The sequence below is a fragment of the Microbacterium marinum genome (assembly GCF_014204835.1).
In the GTDB taxonomy this organism is placed as follows: domain Bacteria; phylum Actinomycetota; class Actinomycetes; order Actinomycetales; family Microbacteriaceae; genus Microbacterium; species Microbacterium marinum.
Genome location: NZ_JACHMD010000001.1, coordinates 2,701,432 through 2,724,841, shown reverse-complemented (window position 1 = coordinate 2,724,841; position 23,410 = coordinate 2,701,432). Strand labels below are relative to the sequence as shown.

21 protein-coding genes are annotated in these 23,410 nt (G+C 69.5%); 11 read left to right on the top strand and 10 right to left on the bottom strand.

What is annotated here, in order from left to right:
* Positions 1 to 28: 28 nt before the first annotated feature.
* Together BKA24_RS13445 and BKA24_RS13440 are read left to right on the top strand one after the other, a co-directional pair.
* Positions 29 to 697, top strand: a complete 669-nt coding sequence (locus tag BKA24_RS13445; protein WP_184219216.1) for an amino acid ABC transporter permease — start codon at positions 29 to 31, stop codon at positions 695 to 697.
* Positions 684 to 1,469 (top strand): amino acid ABC transporter ATP-binding protein, encoded by a 786-nt coding sequence (locus BKA24_RS13440; protein ID WP_343066127.1) that lies wholly within the window; start codon positions 684 to 686, stop codon positions 1,467 to 1,469. Before BKA24_RS13445 ends, BKA24_RS13440 begins: the two co-directional genes overlap by 14 nt.
* Before the next feature lie 25 nt (positions 1,470 to 1,494).
* On the opposite strand, the gene BKA24_RS13435 is transcribed toward BKA24_RS13440, so the two are convergent.
* The 4 genes from BKA24_RS13435 to BKA24_RS13420 form a co-directional block, all read right to left on the bottom strand.
* Positions 1,495 to 2,526 carry an NADP-dependent oxidoreductase gene (locus BKA24_RS13435; protein WP_184219213.1) on the bottom strand — a complete coding sequence of 344 codons (1,032 nt, stop codon included), beginning with the start codon at positions 2,524 to 2,526 and terminating at the stop codon, positions 1,495 to 1,497.
* Between the two features lie 122 nt (positions 2,527 to 2,648).
* A complete protein-coding gene (locus BKA24_RS13430; RefSeq protein ID WP_343066126.1) occupies positions 2,649 to 3,110 on the bottom strand; it encodes a MarR family winged helix-turn-helix transcriptional regulator in 462 nt (153 codons plus the stop codon).
* The gene (locus tag BKA24_RS13425; protein ID WP_184219207.1) at positions 3,103 to 4,776 is read right to left on the bottom strand and encodes an MDR family MFS transporter; all 1,674 of its coding nucleotides are present in this window, start codon (positions 4,774 to 4,776) and stop codon (positions 3,103 to 3,105) included. The genes BKA24_RS13430 and BKA24_RS13425 overlap by 8 nt, the downstream gene beginning before the upstream one ends.
* 141 nt (positions 4,777 to 4,917) lie before the next feature.
* Positions 4,918 to 5,595 carry a YqaJ viral recombinase family protein gene (locus tag BKA24_RS13420; protein ID WP_184219204.1) on the bottom strand — a complete coding sequence of 226 codons (678 nt, stop codon included), beginning with the start codon at positions 5,593 to 5,595 and terminating at the stop codon, positions 4,918 to 4,920.
* Between the two features lie 373 nt (positions 5,596 to 5,968).
* Between BKA24_RS13420 and rplJ the strand changes: the two genes are divergently transcribed.
* Positions 5,969 to 6,457, top strand: a complete 489-nt coding sequence (gene rplJ / locus BKA24_RS13415; protein WP_184219200.1) for a 50S ribosomal protein L10 — start codon at positions 5,969 to 5,971, stop codon at positions 6,455 to 6,457.
* A 50-nt stretch (positions 6,458 to 6,507) separates the two neighbouring features.
* Positions 6,508 to 6,891 (top strand): 50S ribosomal protein L7/L12, encoded by a 384-nt coding sequence (gene rplL / locus BKA24_RS13410; protein ID WP_184219196.1) that lies wholly within the window; start codon positions 6,508 to 6,510, stop codon positions 6,889 to 6,891.
* Between the two features lie 75 nt (positions 6,892 to 6,966).
* Here rplL and BKA24_RS13405 read toward each other — a convergent pair whose 3' ends face one another.
* Positions 6,967 to 8,016 (bottom strand): LacI family DNA-binding transcriptional regulator, encoded by a 1,050-nt coding sequence (locus BKA24_RS13405; RefSeq protein ID WP_184219193.1) that lies wholly within the window; start codon positions 8,014 to 8,016, stop codon positions 6,967 to 6,969.
* A gap of 270 nt (positions 8,017 to 8,286) precedes the next feature.
* Between BKA24_RS13405 and BKA24_RS13400 the strand changes: the two genes are divergently transcribed.
* The 3 genes from BKA24_RS13400 to BKA24_RS13390 all read left to right on the top strand — a co-directional run bounded on the left by BKA24_RS13400 (position 8,287) and on the right by BKA24_RS13390 (position 12,036).
* Positions 8,287 to 9,612, top strand: a complete 1,326-nt coding sequence (locus BKA24_RS13400; protein ID WP_184219190.1) for an ABC transporter substrate-binding protein — start codon at positions 8,287 to 8,289, stop codon at positions 9,610 to 9,612.
* Positions 9,613 to 9,721: 109 nt separating this feature from the next.
* Positions 9,722 to 11,065 (top strand): carbohydrate ABC transporter permease, encoded by a 1,344-nt coding sequence (locus BKA24_RS13395; protein WP_184219187.1) that lies wholly within the window; start codon positions 9,722 to 9,724, stop codon positions 11,063 to 11,065.
* Positions 11,065 to 12,036 (top strand): carbohydrate ABC transporter permease, encoded by a 972-nt coding sequence (locus BKA24_RS13390; RefSeq protein ID WP_184219184.1) that lies wholly within the window; start codon positions 11,065 to 11,067, stop codon positions 12,034 to 12,036. Before BKA24_RS13395 ends, BKA24_RS13390 begins: the two co-directional genes overlap by 1 nt.
* A gap of 69 nt (positions 12,037 to 12,105) precedes the next feature.
* Here BKA24_RS13390 and BKA24_RS13385 read toward each other — a convergent pair whose 3' ends face one another.
* On the bottom strand, positions 12,106 to 12,807 hold the full coding sequence (locus BKA24_RS13385; protein ID WP_184219182.1) for a DUF305 domain-containing protein: 702 nt from the start codon (positions 12,805 to 12,807) through the stop codon (positions 12,106 to 12,108).
* On the bottom strand, positions 12,804 to 13,514 hold the full coding sequence (locus BKA24_RS13380; RefSeq protein WP_184219179.1) for a thioredoxin-like domain-containing protein: 711 nt from the start codon (positions 13,512 to 13,514) through the stop codon (positions 12,804 to 12,806). The genes BKA24_RS13385 and BKA24_RS13380 overlap by 4 nt, the downstream gene beginning before the upstream one ends.
* A gap of 184 nt (positions 13,515 to 13,698) precedes the next feature.
* Between BKA24_RS13380 and BKA24_RS13375 the strand changes: the two genes are divergently transcribed.
* Genes BKA24_RS13375 through BKA24_RS13365 form a run of 3 tightly spaced genes read left to right on the top strand, consistent with a single transcriptional unit; the run spans position 13,699 to position 16,857 of the window.
* On the top strand, positions 13,699 to 14,352 hold the full coding sequence (locus BKA24_RS13375) for a phosphatase PAP2 family protein (RefSeq protein ID WP_184219174.1): 654 nt from the start codon (positions 13,699 to 13,701) through the stop codon (positions 14,350 to 14,352).
* A 5-nt stretch (positions 14,353 to 14,357) separates the two neighbouring features.
* The gene (locus BKA24_RS13370; protein WP_184219171.1) at positions 14,358 to 16,253 is read left to right on the top strand and encodes a helicase HerA-like domain-containing protein; all 1,896 of its coding nucleotides are present in this window, start codon (positions 14,358 to 14,360) and stop codon (positions 16,251 to 16,253) included.
* A gap of 7 nt (positions 16,254 to 16,260) precedes the next feature.
* Positions 16,261 to 16,857, top strand: a complete 597-nt coding sequence (locus tag BKA24_RS13365) for a GNAT family N-acetyltransferase (protein ID WP_184219168.1) — start codon at positions 16,261 to 16,263, stop codon at positions 16,855 to 16,857.
* Positions 16,858 to 16,863: 6 nt separating this feature from the next.
* Here BKA24_RS13365 and BKA24_RS13360 read toward each other — a convergent pair whose 3' ends face one another.
* Positions 16,864 to 18,375, bottom strand: coding sequence for an MFS transporter (locus tag BKA24_RS13360; RefSeq protein WP_184219165.1), 1,512 nt, complete (start codon positions 18,373 to 18,375; stop codon positions 16,864 to 16,866).
* Between the two features lie 148 nt (positions 18,376 to 18,523).
* Here BKA24_RS13360 and BKA24_RS13355 point away from each other — a divergent pair, with 148 nt between their 5' ends.
* Positions 18,524 to 20,095, top strand: coding sequence for an SDR family oxidoreductase (locus BKA24_RS13355; protein WP_184219163.1), 1,572 nt, complete (start codon positions 18,524 to 18,526; stop codon positions 20,093 to 20,095).
* A 9-nt stretch (positions 20,096 to 20,104) separates the two neighbouring features.
* Here BKA24_RS13355 and cydC read toward each other — a convergent pair whose 3' ends face one another.
* Both cydC and cydD read right to left on the bottom strand, forming a co-directional pair.
* On the bottom strand, positions 20,105 to 21,766 hold the full coding sequence (gene cydC, locus BKA24_RS13350; protein ID WP_184219159.1) for a thiol reductant ABC exporter subunit CydC: 1,662 nt from the start codon (positions 21,764 to 21,766) through the stop codon (positions 20,105 to 20,107).
* Positions 21,763 to 23,391 (bottom strand): thiol reductant ABC exporter subunit CydD, encoded by a 1,629-nt coding sequence (gene cydD / locus BKA24_RS13345; RefSeq protein WP_184219156.1) that lies wholly within the window; start codon positions 23,389 to 23,391, stop codon positions 21,763 to 21,765. Before cydD ends, cydC begins: the two co-directional genes overlap by 4 nt.
* Positions 23,392 to 23,410: the final 19 nt, after the last annotated feature.

Below are 23,410 nucleotides of genomic sequence, written 5' to 3'. Positions count from 1 at the left end.
CCGTTCCCTGTTCAGCGAAAGGATGCCGATGGACGCCGAGACGTGGCAACTGATCGTCACCTCCTTCTGGCCCATGCTCAGCGCCGGGCTCGCTGTGACGATGCCGCTCGCGCTCGTGTCGTTCGCGATCGGCCTGGTCCTCGCGGTCGCCGCCGCGCTGATGCGAATCTCGGGCAACCGCGCGCTGTCGGGTATCGCCCGCGTGTACATCTCGGCCATCCGCGGCACGCCGCTGCTCGTCCAGATCTTCATCGTCTTCTACGGGCTCCCGCAGGTGGGCGTGCGCATCGAGGAGTTCCCCGCGGCGATCATCGCGCTGTCGCTGAACGTGGGCGGGTACGCGGCAGAGGTGATCCGCGCCGCGATCCTGTCCGTTCCGAAGGGGCAGTGGGAAGCGGCCTTCACCGTCGGCCTGTCGCGGGCGACGGCCCTCCGCCGCATCATCCTGCCGCAGGCGGCGCGGGTCTCCGTGCCGCCGCTGTCGAACACCTTCATCTCCCTCGTGAAGGACACCTCGCTGGTCGCGACGATCACCGTCACCGAGCTCTTCCGCGTCGCGCAGAACATCGCCGCCTTCAGCTACGAGTTCATGGTGATCTACATCGAGGCGGCCTTCATCTACTGGCTCTTCTGCCTCATCCTGTCCTTCGGGCAGGATCGCATCGAACGGAGGCTCGATCGCCGTGTCGCCCACTGACGCCCCGCTGCTCGAGGTCTCCGGACTGGTCAAATCGTTCGGCGACAACGTCGTCCTCAACGGCGTCTCGTTCGCCGTCGACCCCGGCAAGGTCACCTGCCTCATCGGTCCCAGCGGGTCGGGCAAGACGACCGTGCTGCGCTGCCTCAACGGTCTCGAGACGCCGGATGCCGGCGTGCTCGCCTTCTCCGACGGCGGGCGATACGACTTCTCGCAGGCGCCCTCCGGCCGCGCCGCGAAGGCCGAGCGCGCCGCCCTGCGCGACCGATCGGCGATGGTGTTCCAGCACCACAACCTCTTCCCGCACCTGACGGTCATCCAGAACGTCATCGAGGGCCCCGTCCGCGCACGCGGGATCGCGAAGGACGCCGCGGTGGCGGAGGCGGAGCGGCTGCTGGAGCGGGTCGGACTGTCGCAGAAGCGCGACGCCTTCCCGCACGAGCTCTCCGGAGGTCAGCAGCAGCGGGTCGGCATCGTCCGTGCCCTCGCGCTGCGACCGGACCTGCTCCTGTTCGACGAGCCCACCAGCGCCCTCGACCCGGAACTCGTCGGAGAGGTGCTGCTCGTCCTGAAGGAGTTGGCGGAGGAGGGTTGGACGATGGTCATCGTCACCCACGAACTCGGCTTTGCGCGTCAGGTCGCCGACCAGGTGGTCTTCTTCGACGAGGGTGTCATCGTGGAACGCGGGCACCCCGCGGAGATGTTCGCGGCCCCGCAGAACGCGCGCACCCGCCGCTTCCTCGACCGTCTGCTGCGACCGCTCGACGAGTGAGGTCGCCGCGCGCCGACCGGCCGGGTCAGGCCTCGCCGATGCTGAGGACGAGCTTCCCCCGCGAATGCCCGCGCTCCAGCTCACGGTGGGCCTGCGCCGCCTCCGACAGGTCGAACACCTGGTCGACGTAGACCTGGATCGCGCCCGACTCGAGGAGTCGCGCAAGGGTGGCGAGCACCGCACCGTCGGGGACGACCTTGTACGTCGTCGCTCGGACTCCGGCGGCGGCAGCCGCGGCGGCGTAGTCGGGCCAGGCGCCGGTGGGCACCATGATGTAGAGCCCTCCCGGCCGCAGGACATCGAGGGAGCGTGAGCCGGTGTCGTCGTGGGCGTTGCCCACGAGGTCGATCACGACGTCCATCTCGCCGACGACGTCCTCGAACCTCGTCGTGGCGTAGTCCACGGCGACCGCCGCCCCCAGCTCGCGCAGCCAGGGCAGATTGCGTGCGGAGCCGGTCGCGGTGACATGCGCGCCGAAGTACGCGGCCAGCTGCACCGCGAAGTGGCCGACGCCGCCGGACCCGGCGTGGATCAGCACCCGCTGCCCCTCGTGCGCATGAGCGGTCTCGACCACCAGTCCCCAGGCCGTCAGGGCAGCCAGGGGGACGCCGGCGGCCTCGACGTGCGAGAGGGCGGCGGGCTTGCGCGCCACGGAGAGGGTGGGCACCACGACATACTCCGCGTACGAACCGCCCGAGCGCGGGAAGGGGACCATCCCGAAGACCTGCTCGCCGGGCCGCAGCGGATGCGCCTCGAAGGGACTCTTCACCACCACGCCGCTGAAATCGAAGCCCAGGGTCGTCGGGTACGAGGGGATCGCGCCGGTCACACCGCGTCCGGCGCGGGTCTTCGCGTCGATGGGGTTCATCCCCGCCGCGACCACCCGGACGAGAAGCTCGCTCATGGCCGGCTGCGGCACCGGCATCCGCTCTTCCCGAAGGGCATCGGCGGGACCGGGCCCGTCATAGACGACGGCGCGCATCGAGCTGGGCGGCGCCGCGACGTCGACCTTCTCGGGAGAGGCGGATGCTGCGGATCGCAACGGCCGGAATCGCATCGGTCGCTCCTGTTCCCTGCGCCGGTCGACGTCGGCCGCGCAGATGCTCGGTGTGCCCACCAGTCAACCGCGGGATTGTCTCCAGGGTGTTACACCGGTGCTACCGGAGGGAGAATCCCCGTTCACGCCGTCGGGTCGGTCCCGTGTGAGAGGGCGTGCAGCAGCCGGGAGAGGTTCTGGATGTCGGAGATCTTCCAGTCCTCGAGGGCGCTCGCCAGCGCGTGCTCGCGCGGCGCGCGCGCCGCGGCGAGGCGCTCGCGCCCCGTCGCCGTGGCCGACAGCAGGCTCGAGCGCTTGTCCGTGGGATCCGCCGTGCGTTCGACGAGTCCGAGCTCCTCCAGTTCCCGCACCGTGCGGCTCATCTGCCCCTTGTCGGCCATCAGCGTGTCGGCCAGCGCGGAGAGCGTGATGCCGTCGTGGCGGGCGACGGTGGTGAAGACCTTGTACGCCCCCGGCAGCATTCCCGGGCTCACCCGCTCGGCGTTCTCCATGATCGCCTTGCGGAAGATCGCGATGAGGCTCGAGAACTCGTCCTCGAGCCCCCTCACCGCGGCCATCCGATCCGCGTCGGCACTCTCAGTCACGGTCGTCCATCGTACGGTGCGACGCATCCTCGACGACGCGGACCGAGCCTGTCGCCGTCACGGCATCCATGCCCTCGGGGACCGAAACTGTCGCGAGATCGGCCTCGGAGGCGTGACGCCGCTCGGCCGTCGTCATCCGGCTCAGCGACGTGTTGGGGAGGAACAGCACGGCGATGATGCTGATGACCGCGAACGGCACGGCGATGAGGAACGCCGACGAGATGCCCTGCGCGTAGATGTCCTCGACGATCACGCGCAGCGACTCGGGCATGGTCGAGACCTGCGGAAGCGTGCCGGACTGCAGCTGCTCGGCCCACGCCTGACCCTCGGCTCCCATCCCCGCGAGGACGGCGCCGATCCGCTCCCGCGAGTCGGTGAACAGGTCGGTGACGCGCGTGGCGAGGGCGGCGCCCATCACCGAGACGCCGACGGTGCCGCCGAGGCTGCGGAAGAACGTCACGCCCGAGCTCGCGACGCCGATCTCGCTCGGCTTCGCCGTGTTCTGCACGGCCAGGACGAGGTTCTGCATCGTCATGCCCACGCCCGCACCCAGCAGGAACATGTAGACCGAGACGAGGAAGAAGTCGGTGTCGTAGTGGATCGTCGACAGGAGCACGGCTCCGGCGGTCAGCAGGATGCTTCCCACGATGAGGTAGGGCTTCCAGTGGCCGAAGCGCGTGATCAGCGCACCGACGCCGACGGACGCCAGCAGCAGGCCCGCGATCATGGGGATCGTCATCAGGCCGGCCTCAGTGGGCGTGGCGCCCCGGGCCATCTGCATGTACTGGCCGAGGAAGACCGACGCGCCGAACATCGCGATGCCGGTGGCGATCGAGGCGATGACGGACAGCGTGAAGGTCCTGTCGCGGAAGAGCGTCAGGGGGACGAGCGGCTCGGCGGAGCGGAACTCCACGACCACGAAGAGGATCGCCGCCACGATGGCGCCGCCCACCATGAGCATCGTCTCCACGCCCCACCAGTCGAAGCTCGACCCGGCGCTGGTCACCCAGATGAGCAGGAGCGACACGGCCGCCGAGAGGAGGACGATGCCCAGGTAGTCGATCCGCACCTTCTTCTCGCTGCGCGTCGAGTGGGGGAGGGTCCGCTGCACCATGATCAACGCCGCGACGGCGATGGGGAGGGACACGAAGAAGTTCCAGCGCCATCCGAAGGCGTCCGTGATGACGCCGCCGAGGAGCGGGCCGCCGACGGTGGCGACGGCCATGACGGCGCCGAACAGACCCATGTAGCGACCGCGCTCGCGCGGGCTGATGATGTCGGCCATGAGCACCTGGCTGAGGGCGGCGAGCCCGCCCGCGCCGAGGCCCTGCACGGCGCGGAAGGCGATCAGGGTGCCGGGGTCCTGCGCGAAGCCGGCCGCGGCGGTCGCGAGCACGAAGATGACCAGGGCGACCTGGTAGAGCACCTTCCGGTTCACGAGGTCGGCGAGCTTGCCCCAGATGGGCGTGGAGATCGCCGTGGTCAGCAGGGTGGCCGTGACGACCCAGGTGAAGGCGCTCTGATCGCCTTCGAGGTCGTGGATGATGACGGGCAGCGAGGTCGAGACGACCGTCGAGGCGATCATCGACACGAACATGCCGAGGAGCAGGCCGGAGAGGGCGGCGAGGACGCGCCGGGGGGCGGCCTGAGGGGTGGAGGTGGTCATGCGGCTCCTGCAAATGGTTGACTGAAGTCAAAAGTTGAGATTAGTCAACTATAGGTGATGGTTGACGAAAGTCAACCTTTCTCGGAGGTTCGTGGCGCGCGACAGCGCCCGGCCGTGCGGGCGGCCGGAGGGGTGCGCCGATCAGTCGGCGAGGGCGAGCGCGCGGAAGATGTCGCGCTCGCGGAGCTGATCGCGCTTGCTCGCGGGAGGCGCCTGCTCGCGCACCGGAGGGGTGAGTCCGGTCGTGCGGTGGTACAGCTCGTCGATGAGGGTCGTGGCCAAGCGCACGAGGGAACGGATCTCGGTCTCGTCCCGCTCGATCCACGCGCACCGCGGCTCGTCGCGGAGCGGCACGAAGTCCTGGTGCTCCTCCCACACGACGAGGGTGCGCTCCGCCCCGAGGACGTGCTGCTGCCACCAGACCTGACGCAGGTACGTGCGGGGAATGCTGCGCCACGACTTGTTGGTGGTCTTGATCTCGGCAAGCACGACCCGCCCCGATCCGTCCACCATGATCCCGTCGGGCGTCGCGAGATGGCGCTTCTCGATCTCTGCGTGGAAGAGCGCAGACGACGGGCGGATGCCGTGGGTCGCGGCCACCCACGCGGCGATCTCCGGTTCACGACGGCGGCCGTGATCCGTGTAGGCGTTTCCGCTGAAACCGGACCCGTTGAGCTTGGCCTCCGCGGCGCGCGCGATGGACTTCTCGCTCGTGAGCCCGGCGACGTCCGTCGCGGTGATGCCGCGGGACCGCGCGCGCATCCAGGCCACCCGATCGCGGCTGTCCGCGACGATGCGGGCGGCGAGTTCGGGGGTCACCCGAAAAGCCTACGTCGCACGTCCCGCATCGGGATCCAGGACCCGCCGAGCCGCGGCATCCCTCGTCTTCAGAGGTTCGCGAGCAGGGCAGACGCGGGGAAGCGGATGCCGCGCCCCACACCCGTCCGGATTTGGCGGGGGCGGGCGGGCGGCGTATGCTGGGGGCAAGCCAAAGACCGTCGGTCATCGGCGTGCGCCCGCGCACATCGATCGAAGCTCTGCATCGCAGGGGCCCACGCAGGTGTACGACAGACTTCCGGGAAACCGGGCCCAAAGCTCCGTGCGCTTGCGCCGGAGCTTTTCTCATGCAGCCCGACCGTCGAGGTCGACGCTCCGCCACCGCGGAGCGTCTCGTACACATCAAGGAGTGACCATGGCGCAGAAGGATGCATCGGTCGCCGAGCTCACGAAGAACTTCGAGGACTCGACCGCCGTCTTGCTGACCGAGTACCGCGGTCTGACGGTTGCCCAGCTCAAGCAGCTGCGCAACGACATCCGTCAGGACGCGCAGTACGCCGTGGTGAAGAACACGCTGACCAAGATCGCCGCGAACAACGCGGGGATCACGGCGCTGGACGAGGACCTCAAGGGCCCCTCGGCCGTCGCTTTCGTGCACGGCGACTTCGTCGCCACTGCCAAGGCTCTGCGTGACTTCGCCAAGGCCAACCCGCTTCTCGTGATCAAGGGCGGCATCTTCGAGGGCAACGCCCTCACGGCCGACGAGGTCAACAAGTACGCCTCGCTCGAGAGCCGTGAGGTTCTGCTGGCGAAGGCTGCGGGCATGATGAAGGCGACGATGGGCAAGGCTGCGGCCACCATCGACGCGCTTCGCGAAAAGCTGGAGACCGCTGACGCCGCGTAAGCGAGCAGCGACCTCTTTTACACAACCCCCATCTATCTAGGAGATACATCATGGCGAAGCTTTCCACCGAGGAGCTGCTCGAGCAGTTCGCCGGCCTCACCCTCGTCGAGCTCAGCGAGTTCGTGAAGGCGTTCGAGGAGAAGTTCGACGTCACCGCTGCCGCCCCCGTCGCCGTTGCCGGCGCTGCTGGTGGTGCTGGTGCCGCTGAGGCCGAGGAGGAGAAGGACTCGTTCGACGTCATCCTCGAGGCTGCCGGCGACAAGAAGATCCAGGTCATCAAGGTCGTCCGCGAGCTCACCTCGCTCGGCCTCGGCGAGGCCAAGGCTGTCGTCGACGGCGCTCCCAAGGCCGTCCTCGAGGGCGCGAACAAGGAGGCCGCAGACAAGGCCAAGGAGTCCCTCGAGGCTGCTGGCGCGACGGTTACCGTCAAGTAAGGCTGACACCTTTCGCGAAGGGCCCCGGATGCTTCGGCATCCGGGGCCCTTTGTCGTGTCGGGATGCCGCTGTGCTCAGCTCTGCGGTGCGAATCCGGAGTCGCGGACGGCCGCCGAGGTGCGGCCGGGACCGCCGGCGGTGGTGCCGCGGACGACCAGGCGCGGTTTGATGCTGAGGGTCACCGGCTCGGCATCCGGATCCTCGAGGTGGCGGACGAGGAGCTCGACGGCGGCGCGACCCTGCTCGCGAGGGACCTGGCGGAGGGTCGTGAGCGAGAACATCTCGGCGTTGACGTGGTCGTCGATGCCGACGACGCTCAGTGTGGAGGGGACGAGGATGCCGAGGCGGCGAGCGGCGATGATCGCACCGATCGCGACCTCGTCACAGGCCGCGACGATCCCCGTGGGGCGGGCGGCGGCGTCGCTCAGGAGGTCGACCGCGGCTGCGTAGCCCGCGGGCATCGACAGCTCGGCCGGTGTCCGCGTGATCTCGCCTTCGAGTCCGGCACGCCGCATCTCCGCCTCGTAGCCGGCGTAGCGCGCGGACTCGACGTGCGGCCAGTGGGTCGCGTCGGTTCCGCCGAGGAAGGCGATGCGCCGATGTCCGAGTTCGATGAGGTGGGCGGTGGCGAGGACGGCGGCGTGGCTGTCGTCGAGGGTGACGACGCTCGTGCTCTGCTGTGTGCCGATGACGCTGACGACGGGTTTGCCGAGGGCGAGCAGCGCGTCCAGTTCGCTCTCGGCGGGTTCGAGTCCGACGGCGATCAGCCCGTCGAAGCGCCGCCGGGCGAGGAAGTCTTCGAAGACCCGTCGGCGGCTCGCGCTGCCGGGGGTGGCGTCGTAGAGGGTGAGGTCGAGCCCGCGTTCGAGGAGGGCGAGCTGAATCCCCTCGAGGACCTCCGCGAAGAACCACCGGTTCACATGGGGCATCACCACGCCCACCGTCTGGGTGCGTCCGGTGGCCAGGCTGGTTGCGGAGGAGTGCGCGACGTAGGACAGCTCTCGTGCCGCCTGCGCGACCCGCACGCGCGTCTCATCGGAGACGTAGCCGCGGCCGGTCAGGGCTCGGCTCGCCGTCGCTTTGGACACCCCGGCTCGGGTGGCGACGTCGGCGATGGTGCTCATCGGTCCTCCTCGACCGGTGCGTCCGACGTTCCGGTCGCACTCCAGGGTGACAGCGTACTGTCTTCGCGGCGCGGAGGGAACCGGTTCCACCCCATCGGTATGGGATCGCTCTCATTTCGGATGCCTCGAACGCGAGATGGTTGCCATCCTGTGATGTTCCGTGGTTGTGCGGGGGCCACACGGGACAGTAGGTTTACCTGGAATCGGTTCCCCAATGGATGCGGACATGGCTTCCCTGGGCGGACGATGATCCCGAAAGAGGAGAGGTACATGGCATTGTCACAGCGATTCCGTCTGCTCGCCCCCGTCGCCCTGGTGGGCGCGGCAGCACTGGTGCTGGCAGGGTGCGCCGAAGGCGGCACCGAGGGCGGCAGCGGCGAGGGGAAGACGACCGTCCGCATTGCGGGAGGCATCACCGGTGGTGAGGCCGACGCGCTCAACGAATCGTTCGCGTCGTTCACCGAGGAGACCGGCATCAAGGTCGAGTACACCGGTGACAAGTCGTTCGAGGGCAACATCGTCACGAAGGTGACCGGTGGCGACGCCCCCGACATCGCGATCGTTCCGCAGCCCGGTCTGCTGAAGACCCTCGTCGACACCGGCAAGGTCCTCGAGGCGCCCGACGCCGTCGAGACCGCCGTGGACGAGAACTGGTCGGAGGACTGGAAGAAGTACGGCACGTTCGACGACACCTTCTACGCGGCACCCATGCTCGCGAACCTGAAGGGGTACGTCTGGTACTCGCCGAAGCAGTTCGCCGAGTGGGGTGTCGAAGCACCGAAGACCTGGGACGACATGATCGCGCTCACCGACACCATCGTCGAGACGACCGGCGGCCCCGCGTGGTGCGCCGGCTTCGCCTCGGACGCGGCGTCCGGATGGCCGGGCACCGACTGGATCGAGGACCTCGTCCTGCGCCAGTCCGGCGCAGACGTCTACGACCAGTGGGTGGCCGGTGACGTGAAGTTCACCGACCCCGAGATCAAGGACGCGTTCGACGCCGTCGGCGAGATCCTCCTGAACCCCGACTACGTCAACGCCGGTTACGGCGACGTCAAGAGCATCAACGCCACCGCATTCGGTGACGTGGCGGCGGCGGTGGCCAGCGGCGACTGCGCCCTGACCCACCAGGCCTCGTTCCTGTCGGCGAACTTCCTCGACGTGCAGACGGCGGAGGGTGAGACCCCGGTGGTCGCTCCCGACGGTGACGTCTACGCGTTCATCATGCCGGGCTACACCGAGGGTGAGCTCCAGATCGAGGGCGGCGGCGAGTTCGTCGCAGCGTTCTCGGACGACGAGTCGACGCAGAAGGTGCTGGAGTTCATGGCGTCGCCCGAGTTCGCCGACGCGCGTGTCGAGCTGGGTGGCGTCATCTCGGCGAACAAGAACGCCAACCCCGACCTCGCTTCGAGCGAGTTCCTGAAGGAAGCGATGATGACGCTGCAGGACGACTCCACGGTCTTCCGCTTCGACGCCTCCGACCTGATGCCCTCCACGGTGGGCCAGGGCTCCTTCTGGAAGGGCATGGTCGACTGGATCGACGGCAAGGACACCGAGACGGTGCTCTCCGACATCCAGGCAGGCTACGAGAACTGATCGTCTGAGGACGATCGGTCGAGCCGAGCGGGGCCGGGCTTCACAGCCCGGCCCCGCTCCTCCCATCCGCACCGCTCGGGTACGCCGCAGTACTCAGAAGGGGACATCCATGTCGAACACCACCGTCGATCGGCCGCCCGTCGCGACCGACGAGCCGGCGAAGACGACGCACGCCACCGACCCGAGAGGCCGCGCGATCACCCGAATCGTCCTGGTCGCGGGCTTCGTCGTGCTGGTCGCGCTCGCCCTGCTCCTGGTCTTCACGACGCCCGCCGAGGGATCCGCCCGCATCACCATCGGCTTCTCGCTCAACAGCTTCTTCCTCTGGCTGGGAGGCCTCACACCCCTCGTCCAGATCCCCGTCATCCTGCTCGTCTTCGGCATCGTGGTCGGGATCATCCTCGTCCTGATCGAGTTCGCGCCCCGACCGGGTCGTGGCTACTTCATCATGCGGCTCGTCGCCTGCCTGGCGATCCCCGTCCTCGCGTTCCTGCTGCTGCGCCCCTACGCCAACGCCGTCCTGTACGTCGTGGCCATCGCGCTGCTCGTCGGAGCGCTGCTGTTCTTCGCGGACTTCCGTGCTCGGCAGGGCGCGGGCTACCTGTTCCAGCTGGTCCTGTTCATGGCGCCGGCGACGATCATGCTGACGCTCGGCCTGATCTACCCCGCCATCGCGACCATCATCAAGTCGTTCTACGACAAGACCGGCGACCAGTTCGTCGGGCTCGAGAACTACTTCTGGGTCTTCACCAACCCCACCGGCACCGCCTCGGTCGTCAACACGATCATCTGGGCCATCCTCGCGCCGACCATCTCCGTCGCGATCGGCCTCGCCTATGCCGTCTTCATCGACCGGGCGCGAGGGGAGAAGTTCCTCAAGGTGCTCGTGTTCATGCCGGTCGCGATCTCCTTTGTGGGCGCCGGCATCATCTGGAAGTTCATGTACGACGCGCGGCAGGGCGACCAGATCGGTCTGCTGAACGCGATCGTCACCGGCCTCGGCGGCGACCCGATCCAGTGGCTCGCGATCAAGCCGATCATCAACACCCTCATGCTGCTCGTCGTGTTCATCTGGACCCAGACCGGCTTCGCGATGGTGATCCTCTCGGCGGCGATCAAGGCGGTGCCCGTCGAGCAGATGGAGGCCGCCGAGCTCGATGGCACGAACGCCTGGCAGCGGTTCCGGAATGTCACCGTCCCCGGCATCCGCTCCTCGCTGATCGTGGTGCTCACGACGATCACGATCGCCTCGCTGAAGGTGTACGACATCGTCGCCGTCATGACAGGCGGTCGCGACGACACGACCGTGCTCGGCTTCGAGATGGTCAACCAGCAGCAGCGCTTCCAGAGCTACGGCCACTCGTCCGCGCTCGCTGTCGTCCTGTTCCTGTTCGTCCTGCCGCTGATCATCTACAACGCCCGATCGATGGCCAAGCAGAGGGAGATCCGCTGATGACCGTCGCCGCTCCGACGACACCCGTCGACACCCGCACCGCGCGCCAGGTCGCGCGCGACACCCGCCGCAACGAGGCGATCGCCCACAAGAAGCTGACGTCGAAGGGCGCGACGATCGCCGCGGTCATCATCGCGATCTTCTGGACGATCCCGACCTTCGGCCTGTTCGTGACCTCGTTCCGGCCCGGTGCCGACACCCAGACCACCGGCTGGTGGTCCGTGTTCACCGACCCCGAGTTCACGCTCGACAACTACCTTCAGGCGTTGAACTCGGGCGGAACCTCGACGACGCTCGCCTCCGCGTTCGTGAACTCGCTCGCCATCACCATCCCGGCGACCGTGTTCCCGATCGTCATGGCGGCGCTGGCGGCGTACGCCTTCGCGTGGATCGACTTCAAGGGACGCAGCGCGCTGTTCGTCTTCGTGTTCGCGCTGCAGATCGTGCCGCTGCAGATGGCTCTCGTGCCGCTGCTCAGCCTGTTCTCGGACGGACTGACCATCGGAGACGTGCCGATCTTCCCCGGTTTCGGTCTCAACGATGTGCAGTACAGCTTCGCGCGCGTGTGGATCGCGCACGCGATCTTCGCACTGCCGCTGGCCACCTTCATGCTCCACAACTTCATCGCGGAGATCCCGGGTGAGGTCATCGAGGCGGCGCGGGTGGACGGCGCCGGCCACGGACAGGTCTTCTTCCGGATCATCCTCCCCCTGGCCGCTCCGGCGATCGCCTCGTTCGCGATCTTCCAGTTCCTGTGGGTGTGGAACGACCTCCTGGTCGCGACGATCTTCGCCTCGCCGGGGGCACTGCCGATCACTCAGGCGCTCAACTCGCTGTCCGGCACCTGGGGCAACAAATGGTTCCTGCAGTCCGCGGGAACGTTCATCTCGATCATCGTCCCGCTGATCGTGTTCTTCGCCCTGCAGCGGTTCTTCGTCCGCGGCCTCCTGGCCGGTGCCACGAAGGGCTGAGCGGGTACACAGAACGAGAAGAGGGGATGCCGGTGGCGACCGGCATCCCCTCTTCTGATGTGTCCCGTGTCAGCCGCTGCAGCCGAAGCGGGTCTGCATCGAGGTCATGGCCTCGATCTCGAAGGTCTGGCCCTTCTTCATGTTCTCTGCGACGGCGAGCGTGCGCTCGTCGGAGCCGAGTTCGACGACCGCATCGACCATCGGGATCGCACCCTCGTGGTGGCGGATCATGAGGCTCAGGAAGCGGCACTCGGCGTCGCGGCCGCTCGCGGCGCGAAGCTCGGCGAGCTCTGCGTCCGACGCCATACCCATCGCCTCGCGCATCTCCGCGTCGGTCATGGGCTCGTCGTCGGTCGCGGCGGCGCCGTGCGCGTGCCCGCCGTCGGATGAGCCCTCCATCCACGTCATCGGCGTTCCGTACTGCGGCAGCCCCCAGCGCACGAGCCAGTCGTACATCTCGCCGCGCTGAGCCGACTGCCCCGTGGCGATGTCGTAGGCGAGGGCGCTGAGCTGCTCATCGTCGGTCTTCGCGTAGATCGTCATCGCCATGTCAACGGCCTGCGCATGGTGCACCTGCATGTCACGGGCGAAGCCGGCCTCGGCGGAGTCATCGGCAGGCGTCGACGCGACGATGTCGAACGTGGTGAAGCGTCCGATCGCGAAGGCGAGGCCCGCGATGGCCAGGGCGACCAGCAGCAGCACCCACCACGGGGGCAGGGTGCGCGCTCCGGCATCCTCGGCCGGGAGGTCGCTGCCGGGGGCGTCGGTCACAGCTTGCCGGGTCCGTCGATCGCTCCGGCGCAGGTGGCGTTCGGCTCGGGGCCGTTGACGTTGCGCCAGTAGGCCTGAAGGAACTCGCCGATGCGCTCGTCGTCTGCGGACTCGACCTTGAGCTGCGCATCCCACGCGCTGACGACGATCGGGGAGTCGATGTCGTCGTAGGGCGCGAGGATCGTGTACGTCGACGGCAGCTGGGCCTTGAGGGCGTCGACCTCTGCCTGGTCCACCTGTGCGGGGTCGTAGGCGACCCAGACGGCGCCGTGCTCCAGCGAGTGGACGGCGTTGATGTTGGGGACCGGTTCGCTGTAGACGCCGCAGTTCAGCCACGCCGCATTGTGGTCGCCGCCGGCCGGCGGGGTCTGCTCGTAGTCGACCTCGCCCTCCACGTGATTGGCGGTGTGGTCGAAGGTCTCCACGCCCGTGATGCCGGCGCCGTCTCCGTCGCCGCGGGCGATGCTCACCGGTCGCGGGGTGAGGATGACCGAGGCGACCACGACACCGATGACGACGATGGCGGCGGTGACGCCGACGATCCACCATGTCGCCTTGTTGCGGCGACGCTTCGCGAGCTGACGCTGGTACTCCGCGAGCTTCTGCTGCTTCTGCTGCTCGCGCTGCTGCTTGACGGTCAGGTTGATCTCGGACTGCGTCGCGGGGTTTCCGCTCTGACGCTTGCCGGACGGAGGGTTCGGGGTCATGGAATGATCTCGTTCTCGGGGAGGCGGCGCGGGCGCGCGGTCCCTGCGATTCTATGCGGCGACATGCGGCCGAGCCCGGGGAGAGGCTGTGCGTTGAGCGGGTTCATAGGAACCGGGATGCCACAGCGGGGCCGCCCGCGACAAGGGGGTCGGTCGCGCGTGTGAGCTGCGGCATGATGAGGCGATGAGACGACCGGCCGGCGACCACGAGATCAGCATCGCGCTACGGATGACGATCATCGGCATCCCCCTGCTCCTGTTCGCCGTGGCGCTCGGGATCGCGGCGGCGTCGACCGACTCGGATCTCATCGACCTCGACGCGTGGTGGAACTCCTACGTCACGACCTTCCTCCCCGCCTTCCGAGAAGTGTCGTTCTTCATGAACGTCGCGGGTGCGGGGGTGGTCGGCACGTACGTCGTGCCGCTGGCCGGAGCCGCCCTCCTGGCGCTGGCGCGGCGCCCGTGGGGTGCGGTGTTCTTCCTCCTCGCGTCGATCGTCGGAGCGCTCACGGTGCAGGTGCTGAAGGGACTTTTCGGTCGGGTGCGCCCTGAAGAGATCCTCGTCATCTCCGACCACGGCTCCTACCCCTCCGGCCATACGGCCAACGCGGCGGTGATCGCGACCGTGGCGGTGATCCTCTTCCCCCGGATCTGGGTGGCTCTCGTGGGCCTCGCGTGGACGCTCGCGATGGCGTTCAGTCGCACGCAGGTGCACGCGCACTGGTTGAGTGACACGTTCGGCGCGGTGCTCGTGGGCGTGGCCACCACGCTGCTCGTGGCGGCGGTGCTCGCCGTGCCGATCACCCGCGAGCGGGAGCGGCGCCTCTCGCTAGGCTGATCGCCATGACCGCGCACGATGAGGTGGCAGCCGCTGAACTCGCCCGACTCGAAGCCGAGGCCGCCGCGGCGGAGGCCGCTCTGAAGCTCGCTCAGGCGAACGCGGCGCTCGCCGCGGCCCGAGCGGCGGCGGCGGAGGACGGCGCGTCGAGTCCGCCCGAGGCCCCGACGGCCCCTGCACCCGACGCCCCGACGGCCCCTGCACCCGAAGCTCCCGCAGCGGATGCCGCCGCGCCTCAGGCGACGGTGCGTCAAGCCCCGACGCCTCGCACAACGGGACCACTGGATGCCGATGAGATCGCCGCCATCGTCGCCGGGTACACCTTCGAGGACGAGGCTCTCGGACTCGGTGCGCTGATGAACAGCGAGCCCGTGCCGCAGGCGCAGATCCGCATCCCGCTCGCGATGACGAACCGGCACGGACTCATCGCCGGCGCGACCGGCACCGGCAAGACACGCACCCTGCAGGGGCTTGCGGAGCAACTGGCCGCGAAGGGCGTCCCCGTCTTCGCCGCGGACATCAAGGGCGACCTCAGCGGTGTCGCGACGCCCGGGGAGCCGAGCGAGAAGCTGCTGGCGCGGACCGCTGCGATCGGGCAGGACTGGGCGCCGGCGGCATCCGCAACGGAGTACTTCGCCCTCGGTGGCGTCGGCCGAGGAGTGCCGGTCCGTGCCACCGTCAGCGGATTCGGACCCCTCCTGCTGAGCAAGGTGCTCGGCCTCAACGAGACCCAGGAGTCCAGCCTCGGGCTCGTGTTCCACTACGCCGATGAGAACGGCCTCGCGCTCGTCGATCTCGCCGACCTGCGCGCGGTGCTGAGCTTCCTCACGAGCGACGAGGGCAAGCCCGAGCTGAAGCAGCTCGGCGGGCTCTCGTCCGCGACGGCCGGCGTGATCCTGCGCGAGCTGATCACCTTCGCCGACGATGGCGCCGACGTCTTCTTCGGCGAGCCGGAGTTCGACGTGCAGGACTTCCTCCGGCTCGCCGACGACGGGCGGGGGATCATCTCGCTGCTGGAGGTGCCGGGTGTCGCCGACAAGCCGGCGCTGTTCTCGACCTTCCTGATGTACCTGCTCGCGGAGCTGTTCGAGATCCTCCCCGAGGTGGGCGATCTCGACAAGCCGAAGCTGGTGTTCTTCTTCGACGAGGCGCACTTGCTGTTCACCGATGCGTCGAAGAGCTTCACGGCGGCGATCGTGCAGACCGTCCGTCTGATCCGTTCGAAGGGAGTGGGTGTCTTCTTCGTCACCCAGACGCCGAAGGACGTCCCCGCCGACGTCCTCGGCCAGCTCGGTTCGCGCATCCAGCACGCGCTGCGCGCCTTCACCCCCGACGACGCGAAAGCGCTGCGCGCGACGGTGGGCACCTATCCGACGTCGGGGTACGACCTCGACCGGGTGCTGCAGGAGCTCGGCACGGGCGAGGCGATCGTCACGGTGATGAGTGAGAAGGGTGCCCCGACTCCGGTCGCCTGGACGCGTCTTCGCGCGCCGCAGGGGCTCATGTCGCCCACCCCCGAGCCCGCCATCGTCTCCGCCGTCTCGGCGTCGCCGCTGCTGGCGAAGTACGGCACCGCGATCGACCGCGAATCGGCCCGCGAGATCCTCGCGGCGAAGATGGCGGCAGCGGATGCCGCGGCGCAGGCGGCCCTCGCGGCGGCGCAGAAGGCGAAAGACGACGCCGAGTACGCCGCCCAGAAGGCCGCAATCGACAAGGCCCAGGAGAAGGCGGAGCGCGACGCGCAGAAGGAGTACGACCGGCTGATGAAGAAGACCGGTGGCACGAGCCGAACCACGCGTCGCGCCGAGAAGGGGCCGCTGGAACAGATCCTCGGGTCGAAGACGACCGAGCGCATCATCACCGGCGTGATCCGCGGCGTCTTCGGCAACGGCCGGCGGTGAAGCGGCGATGACGCACATCCGTCCCTTCCGCCCCGGCGACGAGCCGGCGCTCTCGGAGATCTGCCTGCGCACCGCCGACGCGGGCGCCGACGGCACCGGCATCTTCGCCGACGACGACCTGTGGGGCGAGGTGTTCGTGCTGCCGTACGTGGCACGGCATCCCGACCTCGCCTTCGTCGTCGAGGGCGACGGGGGATCTGTCGTCGGCTACGTGGTCGGGACCGATGACACCGACGCCTTCGAAGACTGGTTCGCCCGCAAGTGGTGGCCGCGGTTCGCCGAGCGCTGGCCGAAGCCGGCGTCAGAGCAGTCTCGCCAGGATGGCACCCTCATCTACGCCTACGGGCGGCGGGCAGGCTCCGAGCCGTACTCCCGGGAGCACCCGGCGCACCTCCACATCGACCTGCTCCCGCAGGTGCAGGGTCAGGGCTGGGGTCGCCGTCTCATCGGCGAGTTCTCCGAGGCGCTCCGGGCTCGGGGGGTCGACCGGCTGCACCTCGTGTCGTCGGCCGCGAACACCGGCGCGCTCGCCTTCTACACGAAGCTCGGGTTCGCCCCGCTCCCGTCGCACGCAGGGGTGCAGGCGTTCGCCATCACGCTCTGACGGAACTCAGGAGCGCACGAGCGGGATCGGCATGGTCGAGGTGTCGATGCGGGGATCCTCGTCCTGGTGCTCGACGACGTGCTCGGCCTCTGCGACGGTCTCGACCGTGGGTACCGACCCGAGGAGGGGACGCCCCGCGCTCTCGCGCATCGAGAGCAAGGCGACAGCGCCGAGCGCCGCGAAGAACATGATGTAGAACGCCGGCATGTAGGTGTTGCCGGTGAGTTCGATCAGGCCCTGGCTGAAGAGGGGCGTCGTTCCGCCGAAGAGCGACACCGACACGTTGTAGGCGATGGCCATCGCGCCGAAGCGGGACGCCGTCGGGAAGAGGGCCGGCAGCGCCGACGCCGACACCGCCACGTAGAACGCGACCGGGATCGCGACCATCGCGAGGGCGATGAACACCGCCCACTCCTCGCCGATCTGCATGACCGCGAACGCCGGCACCATCAGCACGAGTGTCGACCCGGCCGCGATGAGGTACACCGGCCGACGGCCGATCCGGTCGCTGAGGAGGCCGATGAGAGGGAGGCAGGCCGACATCACGATGAGGACGGGAACCGTGGCGACCGCCGCGCCCAGGTTGGAGATGCCCACCTCGTTCTCGAGGTAGGTGGGCATGTAGCTGGTGAGCGCGTAGCCGGCGGTGTTGGTCGCCGCGACGATCGCGATGCCGATGAGGACCTCCCGCCAGTGGTGACGCAGGATGCCGCCGATGCCGTGACGCGCGAGCGGGTCGTCGGGGGAGATCTCGTCCTCGCGGCCGGCGGTGCTCTCGTAGGCGGGGGTCTCAGGGATCTTCAAGCGGAACCAGATCGCGACGATGCCGAGCGGGATCGCGACGAGGAACGGGATGCGCCACCCGAACTCGACCATCGCGTCCTCACCCCAGATGCCCTGGGTGATCACCGTCGTGAGCGCCACGACCGACGCGCCCGCGGCGAAGCCGACGTACGAGCCGAGATCGAGCCACGATGACCAGAAGCCGCGGCGACGGTCGGGGGAGAATTCGGCGACGTAGGTCGTCGCACCCGCGTACTCGCCGCCAGTGGAGAATCCCTGGACCATCTTCAGGACGTACAGCGGGACGATGGCCCACAGGCCGATCTGCGCGCTCGTGGGCAGGACACCGATCAGCGCCGTGGCGACGGCCATCATCGCCATCGTGAAGAAGAGGACCTTCTGCCGGCCGATCTTGTCGCCCAGCGGGCCGAGCACGAGCCCGCCGATCGGGCGGACGAGGAACGAGATCGCGAACCCGAGCAGGGTCACCAGAAGTCCCCACGGGTCGGGGAGGTCTGCGGTGAAGACGACCGCGAGGGTGACGGCGAGATAGCCGTAGATCCCGAAGTCGAACCACTCCATGAAATTGCCGACGACCGTGCCGCCGATGGCGGTGCGGATGCGCTTCTTGTCGACGACGATGACGTCGTCGACCTCGAGGCGGGGCGGGTCGCTCGGGTGGGTGAGCGAGGGCGTGGAGGGCAGAGCCGCGGACTTCCGGGAAGATCTAGGCATCTTTCCACGATACGGGAACGGCCGGTGAGCGCACCTTTCGGGTCGGGGTCTTGACAACAGTGGGGGAGGCGTTCCGGGCCGTCCTACCGCGTTCTGTCCGTTGCGGCAACCGTGTGCGAGCGCGAGGGAGGAGTCCTACCGTGGCGGCATGGCAGAGTCGATTCCGAAGCCCTCCGACGACGTTCTCTCGGCGCCCACCGGCCGCGAGCCCGGGCTTCAGGCGCTCCCGCGCTCCGACGGTTCGGCGCCCCGCGCGCTCGTGCTCGGCGGCACCGGGTACATCGGCGGCAGGCTCGTCCCCCGACTGCTCGCCGCCGGCTACCGGGTTCGCGTGCTGGCCCGCACGCCTGACCGGGTGAACGCCTTCGTGTGGGGCGCCGAGGTGGAGGTGGCTGAGGGTTCCGCGGACGACGCGGATGCCGCGGCTCGAGCGATGGCGGATGTCGACGTCGTCTTCTACCTGATCCACTCGATGGGCGGAGGAACCGACTTCGAGGCGAAGGACCTGCGTGCTGCTCGCGTCGTCGCGGAGGCCGCGGCCGCGGCATCCGTCGGGCGAATCGTGTACCTGGGCGGGCTGCACCCGTCCGGAGTCGCGCTGAGTCCGCATCTGCGCTCCCGGGTCGAGGTGGGGGAGACCCTCCTGGCCAGCGGAGTGCCGACGCTGGTGCTGCAGGCGGGGGTCGTCATCGGCTCGGGGTCCGCCTCGTTCGAGATGATCCGGCACCTGACCGAGGTGCTTCCGTACATGCCGGCGCCGAAATGGGTGAGGAACCGCATCCAGCCGATCGCCGTCCGCGATGTGCTGCACTACCTGCTCGCGGCGGCGCGCGTGGGGCCGGACGTGAACCGGGCGGTCGACATCGGCGGGCCCGACGTGCTGCGCTACGGGCAGATGATGAACGGCTACGCCCTCGAGGCCGGGCTCCGCCAGCGGGCCATCGCGGCGCTCCCGGTGCTCACCCCGGGCCTCGCGTCGCACTGGGTGAACCTGGTGACGCCGGTGCCCCGCGCGATCGCGCGGCCGCTGATCGCGTCCCTGCAGAACGAGTGCGTGATGGACGACCACTCCGTCGATGATCTGCTGCCCCGGCCCGAGGGCGGTCTCACGCCGTACCGCGAGGCGGTGCGCTTGGCGCTGCGCCGCGTGGAATCGGACGCCGTGGAGACGAGTTGGCAGGATGCCGAGGTGAGCTCGGTGCCGAGCGACCCGCTGCCGAGCGACCCCGATTGGGCGGGCCGCACGGTGTTCACCGACGTGAAGTCGGCGACGACGACGGCCGCGCCCGACAAGCTGTGGCGGGTGATCGTCGGCATCGGCGGCGAGAACGGCTGGTACTCGTCCCCCTTCCTCTGGGCCGTGCGCGGCTGGATGGACCGCCTCGTGGGCGGGGTCGGGCTGCAGCGGGGCCGGCGCAGCCGCGGTCGCGTGGCCGCAGGCGATGCGATCGACTTCTGGCGCGTCGAGGCCGTCGAGCCGGGGACGCTGCTGCGCCTACGTGCGGAGATGAAGGTGCCCGGCCTCGCCTGGCTCGAACTCCGCGCTTCTCCCGAGGGGGCAGGTTCCCGGTACGACCAGCGCGCGGTGTTCTTCCCGCGAGGGCTCGCCGGTCGACTGTACTGGCTCGCCGTGCTGCCCTTCCACGGCTTCATCTTCCGAGGGATGGCGAACCGGATCGCGGCGGCCGCCGAGGCCGGTGACGACCGCTCGCGCCGCTGAGGGGACGGATCAGCCGACGACCCGGCCGCCGGCCAGGCGCACCGTGCGGTCGACGAGCCCGCTCGGCACGTCCACGTGGGAGATGAGGATCACCGCACGGTCGTTCCCGATGGCGGTGAGCATGTCGGTCAGCAGGCGATCGGATGCCGCGGCGTCGACGCCGGCCGTGGGTTCGTCGAGCACCAGGACGGGGAAGTCGCGCAGGAGCGCGCGAGCGAGGCCGAGGCGCTGGGCCTGACCGCCCGAGACGAGCGCGCCGCGCTCGCCGACGCGTGCATCGAGGCCTCCGCGCTCTCGGAGCCAGGGTCCGAGCCCCACGCGCCCGAGGACCTGCTCCAGTTCGGCGTCGCCGGCGGTGTCCTTCGCGAACAGGAGGTTCTGGCGGATGTCCTCGTCGAACAGCATCGGACGCTGTTCGCACAGCCCGACGGTCAGGCGCACGTCGTCGGGGGCGAGATCGTGCACGCGGGTGCCGCCGATCGTGTAGATCCCCTCAGCCTCGAGGAAGCGCACGAGCGCGTACGCGAGGGTGGTCTTGCCGGCCCCGCTCGCACCCACGACGAGGACGCGCTCGCCTGGCGCCACGTCGAGGTCGACGTCGACGAGGGTAGGCGCCCCGTCACCGGGCCAGGTCGCGGAGACGCCGCGGAGCGAGAGACCCCTGCCGAGGGGCGGTGCGACGCCGGATGCGGCGTCGGATCGGGGGATGTGCGGCGACTGCTCGGCGGGCACCGCGGCCGCAACCCGCGAGGCGGCGGATCGCACCTGACGCCAGGCGGATGCGGCGAGCGGCACCGAGGTGAACACCTCAAACACCGCCATCGGCACGAGCGCGACGACGGCCAGCGCAGGACCCGCGAGACCGCCCTGCGCGACGGTCGGTGCGGCCAGAGCCAGCGTGATCAGCGTGGCAAGGCCGGCCGCGAGCGACACGACCGCTGTCGTGCCGGCCTGCGCCACCGCGCGCCGCGTCGATGCGCGGCGGAGGTCGTCGTCGGCCGCGTGGATCCGCCGTCGGCTGGCGTCCGTGGCGCCGTAGGCGACGAGCACGTCGAGGCTGCCGAGATGATCGAGCACCGCATCGGCGAGTCGGGCGCGCAACGGCGCGATGGCGCGCTCGGCCCGAGCGCCCGAGAGCCAGCCCCAGCCCACGGCGACACCGGCGGCGGCGAGAAGGCACCCGAGGAGGACCAGCCCCGCAGGCCACCACACGAACGTGACGAGCACGACCGAAGCGAGAGCCACTGTCGCCGACGAGACCAACGGGAGGACGACCCGCAGGGGAAGGTTCTGGAGCTCATCGACGTCGTCGACGAGAGCGGCCAAGGTGGACCCGCGCGACGTGCGCCCGAGGCCTGCGGGCGCGTGGGGGATGAGCCGCCGGACGAGATCCGTCCGCGTCGCCGCCAGCTCTCGGAGCGCCGCATCGTGGCTGGAGAGCCGCTCTGTGTAGCGGAAGACGGCTCGCGAGAGCGCGAAGGCGCGGACGCCCACGACGGCGGCGGTGATGTACATCACGAGCGGCTGCTCCGACGCCCGCACGATCAGCCACGCCGACACCGCCAGCAGGGCGACCGCCGACCCCTCGGACAGGAAACCTGAGGCGAGTGCCGGCCAGAAGCGGCGGGGCGCGGGAAGGGACATCCGCAGCACGTCCGCGGTGGTCGTCATGTCGTCACCCCGAGTCCCACGTGCACGACCCGGTCGGCCACCGCGCGCGCAGACGCGCGGTGCGAGACGAGCAGGACGATCGCGCCGCCGTCGGCGAGGGCGCGGAGCTCTCGCCACAGGATCGTCTCGGTGTCCGCGTCCAGCGCGGCCGACGGCTCGTCCAGCGCCAGCACCGGCGCCCGTCCGCGCAGGTGACGGGCGATCGCCCGCGCCACGGCGACCCGCTGCGCCTGTCCGCCCGAGAGTCCGCCGCCCTGCACGCCGAGCTCGCGCGACGGGTCGAGCTCGTCGGCGCCGGCGCGCCGGAGGGCATCGCGTACGGTATCCGCGGGCATCGCGTCGTCGCCCAGCGACACGTTCGCGGCGATCGTGCCCGCCACGAGGCCGGGAGTCTGGCCCGCCCAGGCGAGCCAATCCGACGGATGCAGCTGCGCGGCATCCGCGTCACCGAATCGGACGCTCCCGGTGGCCTCGGCGGCCCCGCGGAGCGCGGCGAGCAGGCTGCTCTTGCCGGCTCCGCTCGGACCCTCGACGAGGACCAGGTCGCCCGGGGCCGCCGTGAACGACACCGGCGGGAGGCCCCGCACGCGCAGGTCGTCGACGGTCAAGGTCGCCGGCTCACGGACGTCGCCCGCGGAGGCCGGCGCGGGCGCCTGGGCCGCGGCATCCAGCACCGCGAAGACATCACGTGTCGCGGCGACGCCCTCGCTGGACGCGTGGAACTGCACACCCACCTGGCGCAAGGGCAGGTAGGCCTCCGGCGCGAGCAGGAGCACGAACAGGCCGACGGCCAGCACGAGGGTGCCGTCGAGCAGACGGAATCCGATCGACACGGCGACGATGGCCACCGAGATCGACGCGAGGAACTCGAGCGCGAAACCGGAGAGGAAGGAGACGCGCAGAACGCGCATCGTCTCACGGCGATACGCGTCGGTCACCCGGGCGATCGAGTCGGCGGCGCGGTGCTGGCGACCGAAGACCGACAGTGTGCCGAGGCCGCGGACGGTGTCGCTGAAGCGTGAGGCGAGATGTGTCAGGGTGCGCCACTGGCGATCCTGCACGATGCGGGTGGCCAGGCCGATCAGGATCATGAAGATCGGGATCAGCGGAAGCGTCAGCAGTACGGTGAGCCCCGAGATCCAGTCGCTCCACCACATGACGGCGACGAGGATCGGCGTCGCGATGACCGTCTGCACCAGCTGGGGGAGGTAGCGACCGAAGTAGGCGTCGAGCGCGTCGAGTCCGCGTCCGGCGACGAGAGCGAGGCGGGCGGTGCTCTGCGTTGCGAGCCATCCCGGACCGAGGCGGTCGATGGCGCCGAGCAGCGCGCGGCGCAGTTCCGACTCGACGCGCGCGGAGGCGCGGGTCGCGACCGTCTCCCGCGCCCAGATGAGCACGGCACGGACGACCGCGACCGCGAGCAGGGCCGTCAGTGTGCCGGTGACGTCGCGCCCCTCGATCGCGTCGACGATCGCCGTCGTGACGAGGGCGGCGAAGCAGACGACCGCAGCGGTCTGCGCGAGACCGATCGCGCCGATGGCGAGGAGGAAGAAGCGGGATGCCGCGGCGTACCTCAACAGCCGAGGGTCGAGCGGACCCTGCCGGGTGCGCCCTTCCGATGCCATGCGTCAATCCTCACACGCG

Excerpts from the sequence above, each read along its gene's own strand:
- BKA24_RS13375 (WP_184219174.1), top strand. The coding sequence starts at position 13,699 with ATGAGACGACCGGCCGGCGACCACGAGATCAGCATCGCGCTACGGATG.
- BKA24_RS13435 (WP_184219213.1), bottom strand. The coding sequence starts at position 2,526 with ATGCGATTCCGGCCGTTGCGATCCGCAGCATCCGCCTCTCCCGAGAAG.
- BKA24_RS13365 (WP_184219168.1), top strand. The coding sequence starts at position 16,261 with ATGACGCACATCCGTCCCTTCCGCCCCGGCGACGAGCCGGCGCTCTCG.
- BKA24_RS13445 (WP_184219216.1), top strand. The coding sequence starts at position 29 with ATGGACGCCGAGACGTGGCAACTGATCGTCACCTCCTTCTGGCCCATG.
- cydC (WP_184219159.1), bottom strand. The coding sequence starts at position 21,766 with ATGACGACCACCGCGGACGTGCTGCGGATGTCCCTTCCCGCGCCCCGC.
- BKA24_RS13395 (WP_184219187.1), top strand. The coding sequence starts at position 9,722 with ATGTCGAACACCACCGTCGATCGGCCGCCCGTCGCGACCGACGAGCCG.
- BKA24_RS13370 (WP_184219171.1), top strand. The coding sequence starts at position 14,358 with ATGACCGCGCACGATGAGGTGGCAGCCGCTGAACTCGCCCGACTCGAA.
- rplJ (WP_184219200.1), top strand. The coding sequence starts at position 5,969 with ATGGCGCAGAAGGATGCATCGGTCGCCGAGCTCACGAAGAACTTCGAG.
- cydD (WP_184219156.1), bottom strand. The coding sequence starts at position 23,391 with ATGGCATCGGAAGGGCGCACCCGGCAGGGTCCGCTCGACCCTCGGCTG.
- BKA24_RS13390 (WP_184219184.1), top strand. The coding sequence starts at position 11,065 with ATGACCGTCGCCGCTCCGACGACACCCGTCGACACCCGCACCGCGCGC.
- BKA24_RS13405 (WP_184219193.1), bottom strand. The coding sequence starts at position 8,016 with ATGAGCACCATCGCCGACGTCGCCACCCGAGCCGGGGTGTCCAAAGCG.
- BKA24_RS13400 (WP_184219190.1), top strand. The coding sequence starts at position 8,287 with ATGGCATTGTCACAGCGATTCCGTCTGCTCGCCCCCGTCGCCCTGGTG.
- BKA24_RS13425 (WP_184219207.1), bottom strand. The coding sequence starts at position 4,776 with ATGACCACCTCCACCCCTCAGGCCGCCCCCCGGCGCGTCCTCGCCGCC.
- BKA24_RS13380 (WP_184219179.1), bottom strand. The coding sequence starts at position 13,514 with ATGACCCCGAACCCTCCGTCCGGCAAGCGTCAGAGCGGAAACCCCGCG.
- BKA24_RS13355 (WP_184219163.1), top strand. The coding sequence starts at position 18,524 with ATGGCAGAGTCGATTCCGAAGCCCTCCGACGACGTTCTCTCGGCGCCC.
- BKA24_RS13360 (WP_184219165.1), bottom strand. The coding sequence starts at position 18,375 with ATGCCTAGATCTTCCCGGAAGTCCGCGGCTCTGCCCTCCACGCCCTCG.
- rplL (WP_184219196.1), top strand. The coding sequence starts at position 6,508 with ATGGCGAAGCTTTCCACCGAGGAGCTGCTCGAGCAGTTCGCCGGCCTC.